Origin of the sequence: Leptotrichia sp. oral taxon 218 (assembly GCF_018128225.1) — a bacterium.
Taxonomy (GTDB): domain Bacteria; phylum Fusobacteriota; class Fusobacteriia; order Fusobacteriales; family Leptotrichiaceae; genus Leptotrichia.
Genome location: NZ_CP072377.1, coordinates 1,444,325 through 1,457,233, shown reverse-complemented (window position 1 = coordinate 1,457,233; position 12,909 = coordinate 1,444,325). Strand labels below are relative to the sequence as shown.

General features: G+C 29.0%; 11 protein-coding genes. 8 read left to right on the top strand and 3 right to left on the bottom strand.

Features of this window, described 5'->3' with window-relative positions:
* The first annotated feature begins 168 nt into the window (after positions 1-168).
* From dapB to J5A73_RS06725, 3 genes are all read left to right on the top strand, one after another.
* Positions 169-912, top strand: a complete 744-nt coding sequence (dapB, locus tag J5A73_RS06735; protein ID WP_211614251.1) for a 4-hydroxy-tetrahydrodipicolinate reductase — start codon at positions 169-171, stop codon at positions 910-912.
* A gap of 92 nt (positions 913-1,004) precedes the next feature.
* Positions 1,005-1,703: a 2,3,4,5-tetrahydropyridine-2,6-dicarboxylate N-acetyltransferase gene (gene dapD, locus J5A73_RS06730; RefSeq protein ID WP_211614249.1), complete on the top strand. Its 699-nt coding sequence runs from the start codon at positions 1,005-1,007 to the stop codon at positions 1,701-1,703.
* A 51-nt stretch (positions 1,704-1,754) separates the two neighbouring features.
* The gene (locus J5A73_RS06725; protein WP_211614247.1) at positions 1,755-2,897 is read left to right on the top strand and encodes a lipopolysaccharide assembly protein LapB; all 1,143 of its coding nucleotides are present in this window, start codon (positions 1,755-1,757) and stop codon (positions 2,895-2,897) included.
* 131 nt (positions 2,898-3,028) lie between these two features.
* On the opposite strand, the gene J5A73_RS06720 is transcribed toward J5A73_RS06725, so the two are convergent.
* The 3 genes from J5A73_RS06720 to J5A73_RS06710 form a co-directional block, all read right to left on the bottom strand.
* On the bottom strand, positions 3,029-3,460 hold the full coding sequence (locus tag J5A73_RS06720; RefSeq protein ID WP_211614245.1) for a MarR family transcriptional regulator: 432 nt from the start codon (positions 3,458-3,460) through the stop codon (positions 3,029-3,031).
* Positions 3,461-3,665: 205 nt separating this feature from the next.
* Positions 3,666-5,324 (bottom strand): hydroxylamine reductase, encoded by a 1,659-nt coding sequence (hcp, locus tag J5A73_RS06715; protein WP_211614243.1) that lies wholly within the window; start codon positions 5,322-5,324, stop codon positions 3,666-3,668.
* Between the two features lie 186 nt (positions 5,325-5,510).
* Positions 5,511-7,007: a UDP-N-acetylmuramoyl-L-alanyl-D-glutamate--2,6-diaminopimelate ligase gene (locus tag J5A73_RS06710; protein WP_211614241.1), complete on the bottom strand. Its 1,497-nt coding sequence runs from the start codon at positions 7,005-7,007 to the stop codon at positions 5,511-5,513.
* A gap of 166 nt (positions 7,008-7,173) precedes the next feature.
* On the opposite strand from J5A73_RS06710, the gene pepT reads away from it, so the two are divergent.
* The 5 genes from pepT to tnpB all read left to right on the top strand — a co-directional run bounded on the left by pepT (position 7,174) and on the right by tnpB (position 12,697).
* Complete coding sequence (pepT, locus tag J5A73_RS06705; RefSeq protein WP_211614239.1) at positions 7,174-8,406, top strand: peptidase T; 1,233 nt, start codon at positions 7,174-7,176, stop codon at positions 8,404-8,406.
* 186 nt (positions 8,407-8,592) lie between these two features.
* Positions 8,593-9,123 carry a hypothetical protein gene (locus J5A73_RS06700; RefSeq protein WP_211614237.1) on the top strand — a complete coding sequence of 177 codons (531 nt, stop codon included), beginning with the start codon at positions 8,593-8,595 and terminating at the stop codon, positions 9,121-9,123.
* 169 nt (positions 9,124-9,292) lie between these two features.
* A complete protein-coding gene (guaB, locus tag J5A73_RS06695; RefSeq protein ID WP_211614235.1) occupies positions 9,293-10,768 on the top strand; it encodes an IMP dehydrogenase in 1,476 nt (491 codons plus the stop codon).
* Between the two features lie 78 nt (positions 10,769-10,846).
* Positions 10,847-11,029, top strand: a complete 183-nt coding sequence (locus J5A73_RS06690) for a hypothetical protein (RefSeq protein WP_211614233.1) — start codon at positions 10,847-10,849, stop codon at positions 11,027-11,029.
* Positions 11,030-11,593: 564 nt separating this feature from the next.
* Positions 11,594-12,697 carry an IS200/IS605 family element RNA-guided endonuclease TnpB gene (tnpB, locus tag J5A73_RS06685; RefSeq protein ID WP_211614231.1) on the top strand — a complete coding sequence of 368 codons (1,104 nt, stop codon included), beginning with the start codon at positions 11,594-11,596 and terminating at the stop codon, positions 12,695-12,697.
* The last annotated feature ends 212 nt before the right edge of the window (positions 12,698-12,909 follow it).

Genomic DNA, 12,909 nt, shown 5'->3' with positions numbered 1-12,909 from the left:
TTTAGTTTTTTCAATTTACATTATATCATAAATTTAAATTTTTTATAAATTAATTTTTTTCATATCTTTATTTTTAAAAACTGACCGACTGTACAAAACATTAAAAATTTAGTATAATATATTAAGTGATTTTTATTCAAAAGTTTATTTAAAAGAAGAGGAGAAAATATGAAAATAGTAGTTTATGGTGCTGGAGTTATGGCACAATATGTAAAAGAATCTATAATAAATAGTAAAAATGAATTTGTGGGTTTTGTTGATCCGCTTGGAAAAGGAGATTTCATTAATTTAAAAGGGGAAAATGCTAATGTGGAATATGATGCAATAATTGATTTTTCACATTTTAGCTTAATTGACGATGTCTTGGAAGCGGGAATTGCTAAAAAAGTTCCAGTTTTGGTGGCGACAACTGGTCATACGGAAGAGCAATTAAAAAAAATTGAAAAAGCTGCAGAATTAATTCCTGTGATTAAAGCGACAAATACTTCGTTAGGAGTAAATATAGTAAATGAAATAGTTGCATTTGCTACAAAATTATTAAAAGATTTTGATATTGAAATTGTGGAAAAACATCATAACAGAAAAATTGACGCTCCAAGTGGGACAGCTTCGACACTTCTTGAAATTGTAAAAGAAAATTTAGATGACGGAAATGATTACAGAACAGTTTACGGAAGAGAAGGATATAGTAAAAGAGCTGAAAAAGAAATAGGAGTTCACGCAATTCGTGGTGGGAATATCGTTGGAGAACATACTGTTATTTATGCAAAAAATGATGAAATTATCGAAATAAAACACGAAGCGTTGTCAAGAAAAATGTTTTCAGATGGTGCAGTAAAAGCGGTAGAATTTTTAAAAGGCAAAGATGCTGGGAAATATACTATGAGAGATGTTTTGGGAATAAATAAATAAAATATTAGTTGTAAAATTTGTAAAAAAGTGGTAAAATAGACGAAAATTATAATATACTAAAATTAAAAAGATTTTGAGAAAATGGAGGGAAAATGACAGAATTAGAAAAATCAAAAGCTATTATTCAATATATCGCCGATGCGAAAAAGACTACTCCAGTAGAACTTTACACAGATGAAGAAATAAAAAATCCTTATTCTTGCAAAGTTATTGGAAAAGATGGATTAAAAGTTATTTTTGGAGATTGGGAAGAAATAGAAAAAATCATAAAAGAAAATAACTTACAAAATTATTATTTAAAAAATGATAGAAGAAATTCTGGGGTACCAATGCTTGATATGAAAAATATTAATGCAAGAATTGAACCAGGAGTATTTATCAGAGATAAAGTTAGCATTGGAGATAGAGCTGTAATAATGATGGGTGCAGTTATAAATATTGGTGCTGAAATCGGTGAAGGAACAATGATTGATATGAATGTTGTTTTAGGTGGAAGAGCCAAAGTTGGTAAAAACTGTCACATCGGTGCAGGAGCAGTATTAGCTGGGGTTATCGAACCACCTTCAGCAGATCCAGTTGTGATCGAAGACGATGTAGTTGTAGGAGCAAATGCAGTAGTCTTAGAAGGAGTCAGAGTTGGAAAAGGTTCAGTAGTTGCAGCAGGAGCAATAGTTACGCAAAATGTTCCAGAAGGTGTCGTAGTTGCAGGAACACCAGCTAGAATTATAAAAGGAGTTGACGCTAAAACAGCTTCAAAAACTGAATTAGTTGATGCTTTAAGAAATTTATAGAAATTTATCGTTTAATTATCAAAATAGATAAATTAAAATTAGGAGGAAATTATGAAAAAATTATTACTAATAGGAGCAATATTAGTTACAGGAGCTTTGTCATTTGCAGATTCAAAAGCAGATTATGAAAAAGCTAGAACTTTAGCAGGACAAAAGAAAACAGCAGAAGCAGTTAAAATTTTGGAAACGCTTTCAAAAACTGGAGATGCAGAATATAAACAAAGAGCAAATTTAGAATTAGGTTCTTATTATTTACAACAAAATCAAATAGCTAAAGCAAAACCTTATTTGGAAACAGCTTTTGATGGTGGAAAAGTTGTAAACAGCTACAGTGCTGAATCAGCAAGATTATTATATCTAGTTGGAATTGCTCAAAAAGATAAAGAATCAGCTGAAAAATATATTCTTTGGACAGATGAAAAAACAGATGGAAAAGATGCGGATATAACTTCAAGTTTAATTATTTTTTACTTCGATAACAATGAACAATCAAAGGGAACAGAAAGATATAACAAAGCTATGAAATCAACTGATAAAGCATTTGTTTCAGAAGTGAACTACAATGTAGGACAATATTATTTGACAAAAAATAATACAACTCAAGCCAAAACATATTTGCAAAAAGCATACACAGGTGCGCCGCAAAAAGTAAATGGAGCTGGAATCTTATTAGCTGAAATAGCTATGTCAGAAAAAAATCCTGCTCAAGCTGAAAAATATTTAACTGAAATGAATACAGCAGCAGGTGGAAAAAATTCTCAAATTTTAGGAATGCTTGGAACTTTCTATTTACAAAAAGGAGATGCGACAAAAGCTGAACAATTTTTATCAAAAGCAGTTGCTGCAGAACCTAAAAATGTAGAAGCAAAAGTATTACTTTTAGGAATTTATGAAATGCAAAATAACACAGCAAAAGTAAACTCAACATACAGCCAATTAAAATCAGGAACTCCAAAAGTGACTAACGCTGAAATCGGAACTTATTTTGCTCAAGCTGGAGCTGCGGATTTAGCTGTTAAATATTTACAAAAATCAATTTCAGAAGATAAAAATAGTGAAGCAAAAGTAATTTTAGGACAAGTTTATGCAGCAGCAGGTAAAAAAGCAGAAGCTGTAAAAGTTTTAGAAGAAGCTGTAAAAGGTAAAGTAAAAGGTGCGGCAGAAATTTTAAAACAAGTTCAAGCAATGAAATAAAATAATTAATTAATTAAAGTAATAAAGTATTAAATTAACAAAATAATAAAAAATTAGAAAATAAAAAATAGTGAGATTATTAAATTTCACTATTTTTTTATAAAATAAGTTTTAAAAAAATAATTTAAATTTTATTTTTTTACAGGTGCAGTTTTTACATTTTTGTTATTATTCTTGTTATTATTATTGTTTAAATTCGGATAAGATTTGTCATTTGAAAAAGCCCAAGAACCGCTATAAAAGAAGTTACCATCTTTATTAACTAAATCTTTTCCAGATTTTAAATGCATAAATTTATATTTTTTTAAAAAATTTTCAAATTTGTCTTTGTCTTGAATTAAAATCCCAACTTTTGCATTTTCATAATTTTCTCCATCAAATACACAGTTTTCAAAGTCGATATCTACACGACTATCTTTATCATTAATTTTTTTATAATCTCCGTGTGATTTTGGAGCTTTACAATAAGCGTCTTTTTCTAATTTTGCAGTTTTTTCATGAGTTTTTTCAGCAAAAGCTGCAAAAGAAAATAAAATTAACATTGCTAATATACCTTTTTTCATTTTAGCATTCCTTCTTTCTATAATTTTTTAATTATAACACCTGTTATATAAATTTTATCATAGTTATTATAACAGATATTCAAAGTCTTTGCAATGATAATTTAAAAAAAACAAAAAAATAAGAAGAAATTAATAAAAAAATAGTAAAGATAATAATATTTATTATTATCTTTACTATATTTAAAATCTTTATTTATCAATATTTTTAACTAAAAAATATTTGTAAATCATTTTCAACATCAGTTATACCAGTCAATCCAAATTGCTCGTTTAAAAGAGTAGCAACATTTTTAGAAATAAATGCTGGTAAAGTTGGACCAATGTGAATATTTTTAACGCCTAAGTAAAGCAGCGCAAGTAGCACGATTACAGCTTTTTGCTCATACCATGCGATGTTAAACTCGATTGGCAAGTCGTTTATATCGTTTGCGTTAAAAATTTCTTTTAATTTTAGCGCTACGACTGCCCAAGAATAAGAATCGTTACATTGACCAGCATCAAGCACTCTAGGTATACCGTCAATATCTCCAAGATTTAATTTGTTATATCTAAATTTTGCACATCCTGATGTTAAAATTACTACATCTTTTGGTAATCTTTTTGCAAATTCAGCATAATATTTTCTTGTTGTCTGTCTTGCATCGCATCCGCTCATAACGATAAATTTTTTAATTGCTCCTGATTTCACTGCCTCAACAATTTTATCAGCAAGAGCAAATACTTGTCCGTGTGCAAATCCACCTGTGATTGTTCCACTTTCAATTTCAGTTGGTGATTTACATCTTTTTGCTAATTCTATAACTTCACTAAAATCAATTTTTCCATTTTCGTCTGTTTTCAATTTTTTCCAGCCAGGAAGTCCTGTTGCATTTAATGTAAATATTCTGTCATTATAAGTCGCATTTTTCTTAGGTGGAACTAAACAGTTTGTAGTAAATACGACAGGTCCATTAAATGTTTCAAATTCAGTTGTTTGATGATACCAAGCATTTCCATAATTTCCAACTAGATGTTTGTATTTTTTTAATTCAGGATAGTAATGAGCTGGTAACATTTCTGAATGTGTGTAAATATCAATTCCAGTCCCTTCAGTCTGTTCCAAAAGCTCTTTTATATCTTTTAAATCATGTCCTGAAATCAAAATTCCAGGATTTTTTCCAACTCCAATATTTACTTTTGTCATTTCAGGCATACCAAAAGCCGAATTGTTTGCTTTGTCTAAAAGTGCCATCGCATCTACACCAAATTTTCCAGTTTCAAAAACAAGATTTGTAAGCTCTTCAGCACTTAAGTCGTTATCTTCAGTTGCAACCAATGCTCTTTCAAAAAAGTCATATAATTCATCGCTTTCAAATTTTAAGTTTAATGCGTGAAAACCATAAGCAGAAAGTCCTTTTAAGCCATATAAAATTATTTCACGAAGTGAACGAATATCTTCATCTTTAGTTCTCAAAACTCCAACTTCACGAGCTAAATCCACTAAGTCACAACTTTCATCAAATTCAAAAGTGGCAAGTCTAGTATTTTTAAATTTAGAATCAAATGAAATTTTGTTATTTTCTAATTCTTGTTCTAAAAATTTTCTTAATTTAATACCTTCGTAAATATATTCCTTGATTTCCTCTCCATCAAAGTTTGCATTTGTTATAGTTGAAAAAAGTGCACGATATAAATATTCATTTACATTTTCATAAATTTTATTATTTTGTCTAAGTTTGTTTGAAAAAAGTGCAACTCCTTTTACAACAAAAATAAGCACATCTTGCAAGTTCGAAACTTCATCATTTTTTCCACAAGTTCCAATAACTGTGCAGCCTTGATTTCTACTTGTTTCCTGACATTGAAAACAAAACATGTTATTCATAATTTTCTCTCCATTTTTAATTTATTTTTTTATTTTTTTATTTTGAAATATTTAATTTTAAAATCTCCACAATTTTAAAATTAATTTTTTATTATTTCAACAAAAAAATTATATAATAAATTAAAAATAAATTCTGTAACTTATATCACACTTTTTAATTTTTTTGAAAATAAATTTTATATAAAATTATTTTTTTAAATATTTTTTTACAATTTCTCTATCATCAAAATGAATTTTTTCTTTTCCAATTATTTGATAAGTTTCGTGACCTTTTCCAGCAATTAAAAGGCTATCTCCTTTTCGAAGCATTCCAATACCTCTTCTTATCGCTTTTTCCCTGTCAGAAATAATTAAATATTTGTCAAATGGATAATCAATTTGAACTAGTCCTTTTTCAATAGCAGCTAAAATTGAAATTGGGTTTTCTGTTCTGGGATTGTCAGAAGTTAAAATTATAAAATCGCTAAATTTTGCGGCAGCTTTTGCCATTTTTGGTCTTTTATCGTGATCTCTGTCTCCACCTGCTCCAAAAATTGTAATCACTCTGTTGTCAGTGATTTTTTGTAAAGTTTTTCCAATATTTAAAAGTCCATCGTCTGTGTGAGCAAAATCTACGACAATTCTGGCTTCTAAATCATTTTTTATAGTTTCAAATCTTCCTGGAATTGAAGAAATATTTGATAATTTTTCTAAAATGTAGTCGATGTCAATTCCTATTGATAAAAGACTGGCAACGCATCCTAAAATGTTATAAAGATTGTAATCTCCAATTAAGTTTACTTCCACAACATATTCAGATTCATTTGAAATAGAATTAATTTTCTCAAAATAATTTTTAGCATTAATTTTTATTTTCATTCCGTCATTTGTGTAATTGATAATTTCTCCGTGAATATCGGCACTTTTATCATTTTTTGAAAATGAGATATAGTTTCTTCCACGATTTTCTTCAAAAATTATTTTTCCATATTTGTCGTCAATGTTTATAATTCCAGCGCCATCATTTTTTAACAGTGTAAATATTTTTTTCTTGGCATTAAAATAATTTTCCATCGTTTTGTGAAAATCTAAATGGTCTTGAGTTAAATTTGTAAAAATTGCACTGTCAAATCTTAACATATCCACTCGTCCAATTTGAAGAGCATGGGAACTCACTTCCATTATAAAATATTCTGCACCCATTTTTACGCTTTTGTCTATTAATTTTATTAATTCAAGCGATTCTGGAGTTGTATTTACAGTTGGGAAATTTTCGTTTAAAATACGATTTCCAGTAGTTCCAATTCGAGCAGTTTTTTCTAAAATATTTTCTAAAATGAAACTTGATGTAGTTTTTCCGTTTGTTCCAGTGATACCGATTATTTTTATTTTATTTTGTGGAAAATCATAAAAATTTGAAGCGATGATTCCTAATTTTTTTCTTATATTTGAGATGAAAACAAAAGTAACATTTTTTGAATTTTCATATCTTTCAGGATTTACCATTTTTTCAACAACAATCATTTTAGCACCTTTGTCAATTGCACTTTGAATAAATTCGTGTCCATCAACGACACTTCCAATCATAGCGATGAAGACAAAGTTATTTTCTATTTTTCTGGAATCATATTCTATACCTTTTATTTCAAAAGTTTCTCCTTCGTGAAAAACTTTGTAGTCAACATTTTCAAAAATTTTATACATTCATTATCATCTCCTATTTATTTTTTTAAAAATTTTAAATATTATATTTTTATTATAACACTTTTATCCAGTTTTTTTAAGTTCAAAAATTTTATTTCGAACTTTTTTTGTTGAAAAAAAATAAAAAAAATTGTAAAATATATTAAATAAAAGTGAGGAGAATTTTATGAAATATAAAAATTTGAAAGACAGATTTTTTAGATATGTTAAATTTGAAACAAGGTCAGATGAAAATAGCACTTCAATTCCATCGACACCTTCACAAATCGAATTTGCCAAAATGCTAAAGCGTGAATTAGAAGAAATAGGACTAGAAGATGTCAACATAGACAGCGCTTGTTTTGTAAATGCAACTCTTCCAGCCAATTTTGATGAAAAAGTTCCAACAATAGGATTTATCGCTCATATGGATACAGCAGATTTTAACGCAAAAAATGTAAATCCAAGAGTTTTTGAAAATTATGACGGAAATGATCTTTTGTTAAATGAAAATTTAAAAGTAATTTTGTCAGCAAAAGAATTTCCAAATTTGAAAAATTATATTGGAAAAACTTTAATTACGACTGATGGAACAACGCTTTTGGGAGCTGATGACAAAGCTGGAATTGTGGAAATTATTGAAGCAATGAAATTTTTGATTGAAAATCCGCAGATTAAGCACGGAAAAGTGAAAATAGCTTTTGGTCCAGATGAAGAAATAGGCAGAGGCGCAGATAATTTTGATGTAAAAAAATTTGGTGCAGATTTTGCATATACAATGGATGGCGGACCAGTTGGAGAACTTCAATATGAATGTTTTAATGCGGCACAGGCAACTTTTAAAATAAAAGGAAAAAGTGTTCATCCAGGAACGGCAAAAAATAAAATGATTAATGCAAATGTTGTAGCAATGGAAATTGCAAATAGTTTTCCAAAAGAAGAAGTACCCGAAAAAACAGAAGGTTATGAAGGTTTTTATTTGCTTGAAAAAATGACTTCAAATATTGAAGAAGCGAAAATGTCATATATTTTGCGTGATCACGATAGAGAAAAATTTGAAGCAAAAAAAGAATTTGTAAAAAAAGTTGCTAAAAAAATAAATGAAAAATATGGCGATAAAATTGTAGAAGTTGATATAAAAGATCAATATTATAATATGCGAGAAATTATAAAAAATCATATGAATGTTGTAGAAATTGCTCAAAAAGCTATGAAAAATGTTGGAGTTAAGCCAGTGATTGAGCCAATTCGTGGTGGAACAGATGGATCAAAAATCTCGTTTAAGGGTCTTCCAACTCCGAATATTTTTGCAGGTGGAGAAAATTTTCACGGAAAATATGAATTTGTTGCGCTTGAGAGCATGATTTTAGCGGCTGATGTCATTGTGGAAATCGTCAGATTGAATGGAGAAGGGGAATAAACGATGAAATCAAGGTTTAAATTTATTTTAGGATATGGAGTTTTAATATTTCTTGGTATATATGACGGATCTATATTTATTAAGAAACCATCATTTTTTAATATTTTTCCATTTATATTTATATTTTTAATGTTTTATATATTATTGTGGGTAGAAACATATAATATGCTAGTTAACGAGTTGAAAGTGGAAAAGTATATTTCAAGATTAAAGAGAATTTTTAAATTCCTTTTGACGAAAGAAAGCAAAAATATAATTTTAATAAATTTATTTACGGCATATCTCCTTTTAAACAGTGAAAAGGATTTTTTGAGCTATATAGATATTATAGAAATAACTAAAAAAACGCCTAAAAAAGTTAAATATGTTTATTATTATAATTTAGCAGCGTATAAATTGTCCATAAATGAAAAGGGTGAAGCTAGAAAAATATTTGATGAAAATATTAAAAAAGAAGAAAGCTTATTAGGAATTTTATTAAATTATGAAAATAATCCAGAACAAAAAATTGTTAAACTTGAAAAATTATTGTTAAAACAAAAAGTAGAATTATCTAAGATAGAAGTAAAATTTTGTTTGGGAGAAGTATATGAACAAATTGGAAACTTAAAAAAAGCAAGAAGATTTTACAATGAAATCGCTGAAAAAAAAAGTGATATTTATTTTGTAAAAGTTGCTAAAGAAAAAGTTTTGGAATTGAGTTCAGAAAATATTTAATAGTAAAATTTTTATTTCAATTAGAATTAATGTCTTCTTTTATTATGTTAGTAAATTTTAATTTAGTTAATAAAAAAAATATTGAAATTCTAGTAAAAATTGTGATAAAATAATATAATATAAAAAATAGGACAAATCGTGATGAATTAAAAGTAGGAGGAAAGAAAAAATGGATAAAAAAAACAAAATTGTAATTTCTGAAGGATTGACATTTGATGATGTGCTTCTTATTCCACAAGCGTCGGAAGTAGCGCCTAATCAAGTTGTATTAAAGACAAAGCTGACTAAAAACTTGGAATTAAATATGCCAATTTTAAGTGCAGCTATGGATACTGTGACAGAATCAAAACTTGCGATTGCTATTGCAAGAGAAGGTGGAATTGGGTTTATTCATAAAAATATGACCATTGAAAGACAAGCTGAGGAAGTGGCAAGAGTTAAAAGATATGAGAGCGGAATGATTACAAATCCTGTTACATTGCGTCAAGATGCTATTTTGGAAGATGCAAATAAACTTATGAAGGAATATAAAATTTCAGGACTTCCAGTTGTTGACGGAGAAGGAAATTTGAAAGGGATTATTACAAATAGAGATTTAAAATATAGAGAAGATTTATCGTCTAAAGTTACAGAAGTTATGACAAAAGAAAATTTAATAACTGCACCAGTCGGAACTACATTGGATGAAGCAAAAACAATATTGCTTCAACATAGAATTGAAAAATTGCCAATTGTGGAAGGAACAAAATTAAAAGGATTAATCACAATAAAAGATATTGACAATGTAATAAATTATCCAAATGCCGCAAAAGACAGTCAAGGACGACTTCGTGTGGGAGCTGGAGTTGGTGTTGGACCTGATTCTGTGAGAAGAGTTCAAGCGTTGGTTGAAGCTGGAGTTGATATAATTGCAGTGGATTCAGCTCATGGACACTCAAAAGCAGTTATAAATAAAATTAAAGAAATTAGAGAAGCATTTCCAAAATTGGATATTATCGGTGGAAACATTGTTACAAAAGAAGCTGCACTTGATTTAATTGAAGCTGGAGTAAATGCCGTAAAAGTTGGTGTTGGACCTGGATCAATTTGTACGACAAGAGTTGTATCAGGAGTAGGAGTTCCACAAATTTCAGCGGTTATGGATGTTGCTGAAGTTTGCCAAGACAAAGGAATTGGAGTAATTGCTGATGGTGGAATTAAATTATCTGGAGATGTTGTAAAAGCGATTGCCGCTGGAGCAGATTGCGTAATGCTTGGTGGAATGCTTGCCGGAACTGATGAAGCACCAGGAGAAGAAATTTTGTACAACGGAAGAAAATTTAAAACTTATGCTGGAATGGGGTCACTTGCAGCAATGAAAAGAGGAAGTAAAGACAGATATTTCCAATTGGAATCAGCTACAGAAAAATTGGTTCCAGAAGGAATAGAGTCAATGGTTCCATATAAAGGTGCATTAAAAGACACGGTTTATCAAATTTGTGGAGGACTTCGCTCAGGAATGGGGTATTGCGGAACTCCGACAATTGAAGATTTGAAATTGAATGGAAAATTTGTGAAAATTACAGGAGCAGGACTTAAAGAAAGTCATCCGCACGATGTAATTATTACAAAAGAAGCTCCAAATTACAATAATTCAAATAAATAAAAAAATAAAAGGCTGTCTTAAAAATTATTTTTAAGACAGTCTGAAGTTTAAGATTAAATGGACTTTGAAAGGAAAAAAATGAAAAAAATAAAAAATTTGATTATTTATTCAGTGATGGTTTTTGGAATGAGCAGTTTTGTTTATTCTTATGAAGATTATTATGAAAAAGTTTATGTCGTAAAAGTTTCAAAAGGTGATATTTTTAAAAAATTGAATGTAACGAAAAATCAGCAGAAAAAATTGGAGAAAATATTTGATTAAAAATGCGGTCGCACACTCGTGACGCAAGGAATGAGTTAGACCGAGAAGTATAGTCAGCATATATAGAAATATGTATGTGGAGATAGCAACTTAAAAAAAGCTATCCAATACTACTCGAATTGCTGGGAACCCCTAAAGCTGGTATAACTACAACATAATACCTAAATAAATACAGTACAGATGTGAAAGTGGCGAAAGCAGAAAAAATATACTAGATGACATAAGGTTAAACCCTAAGTGTTAAGACAATGGGCAATCAGCAGCCAAGACCGAAAGGTAAGGTTCAACGACTATTCCTCCTGAGGGAAGTACACGGAAAGCTTCGTGGAAGTGGGTAGACCCAAACAGGTAAAGCTGTGGGATAAGATATAGTCTGTGCTTAATAGAAATATTAAGAAGTTCATAAGAGAACTGCATAGGTGGTAGCGTACTTATGTGAACGACAACCTCTAAAACGACTAAGTCAGTTTGTAGGTTCATATATTTAGAAAAATTTTATTTTTTCATTTACTTACAGTATAAAAAATAGTATACTTATGTATAAGTAAATGGAGGTGAAATCAAATGGAAAAAGCATACAAGTTCAGATTTTATCCAACTAAAACTCAAATAGAAAAGTTAAATTGTACTTTTGGTTGTGTTAGATATGTCTATAATCATTTTTTAGGTTTAAAACAAAAGCTGTATAATACAGAGAAAAAGTCTATGTCATATAGTGAGTGTAGTAAAGAATTAACAGTTTTAAAGAAAGATAAAGAATGGTTAAAAGATGTAGATAAATTTTCTTTACAAAATTCTTTAAAAGATTTAGATAAAGCCTATAAGAACTTTTTTAGTGGAAAGGGTTATCCAAAGTTTAAATCTAAGAAAGATAATAGAAAATCATACAGAACTAGTTATACTAATAATAATATAGAGTTTTTAGATAAATGGATAAAAGTACCTAAGTTAGGAAAACTAAAAATAAGAGATAAGATGACACCACAAGGAAGGATACTAAGTGCAACAATAACACAAGTACCTAGTGGAAAATATTATATATCTTTATGTTGTACAGATGTAGAAATAAAAAAACTAGAGAGCACAAATAAAAATGTTGGAATAGATTTAGGTATAAAGAACTTTGCGATTACCAGTGATGAAACCTTAATAGAGAATCCAAAATATTTACAGAAGTCTTTGAAAAAACTAGCTTTATGCCAAAGAAAACTGTCACGAAAAACAAAGGGCAGTTCAAATAGAAATAAGGCTAGAATAAAAGTAGCGAAATGTTATGAAAAAGTAACAAATCAAAGAAAAGACTTTTTGCAGAAATTATCGACAGAACTGATAAGAAAATATGACATTATCTGTATGGAAGACTTGCAAGTAAAAAATATGGTAAGAAATCATAAATTAGCAAGAAATATTGTAGACGTATCATGGAGTGAATTTAGTAGAATACTGGAATATAAAGCGAAGTGGTATGGAAGAACGATAGTAAAAGTAGATAAGTTTTTTGCAAGTAGTCAAATATGTAACTGTTGCGGATATAAGAATGAAGAAGTAAAAGATTTAAGTGTAAGAGAATGGAATTGTCCAGTATGTGGAGCTGTACATAATAGAGATAAAAATGCAGCCAAAAACATACTAAAAGAAGGACTAAGAATATTGGAAAAAAGTGCTTAAATATATAAATATATGAACCGTAGGAACTATGGGGATAGCTTGGTAAATTTAGTTGGCTAAAAAAAGCAACTACTACCCAAGAACCTCGCGACTTCAGTCGTGAGAGGTTCAGAAATATCAAAATAAAGCTAAAGATGTTGAAAAAGAGTTAATAACATTTGAAGAAAAAAAAGAAAAAATTGGAAAAATAGAAACTCAAAGATATGAAGAAA

Excerpts from the sequence above, each read along its gene's own strand:
- J5A73_RS06710 (WP_211614241.1), bottom strand. The coding sequence starts at position 7,007 with ATGTATAAAATTTTTGAAAATGTTGACTACAAAGTTTTTCACGAAGGA.
- pepT (WP_211614239.1), top strand. The coding sequence starts at position 7,174 with ATGAAATATAAAAATTTGAAAGACAGATTTTTTAGATATGTTAAATTT.
- guaB (WP_211614235.1), top strand. The coding sequence starts at position 9,293 with ATGGATAAAAAAAACAAAATTGTAATTTCTGAAGGATTGACATTTGAT.
- J5A73_RS06725 (WP_211614247.1), top strand. The coding sequence starts at position 1,755 with ATGAAAAAATTATTACTAATAGGAGCAATATTAGTTACAGGAGCTTTG.
- hcp (WP_211614243.1), bottom strand. The coding sequence starts at position 5,324 with ATGAATAACATGTTTTGTTTTCAATGTCAGGAAACAAGTAGAAATCAA.
- dapB (WP_211614251.1), top strand. The coding sequence starts at position 169 with ATGAAAATAGTAGTTTATGGTGCTGGAGTTATGGCACAATATGTAAAA.
- J5A73_RS06690 (WP_211614233.1), top strand. The coding sequence starts at position 10,847 with ATGAAAAAAATAAAAAATTTGATTATTTATTCAGTGATGGTTTTTGGA.
- tnpB (WP_211614231.1), top strand. The coding sequence starts at position 11,594 with ATGGAAAAAGCATACAAGTTCAGATTTTATCCAACTAAAACTCAAATA.
- dapD (WP_211614249.1), top strand. The coding sequence starts at position 1,005 with ATGACAGAATTAGAAAAATCAAAAGCTATTATTCAATATATCGCCGAT.
- J5A73_RS06720 (WP_211614245.1), bottom strand. The coding sequence starts at position 3,460 with ATGAAAAAAGGTATATTAGCAATGTTAATTTTATTTTCTTTTGCAGCT.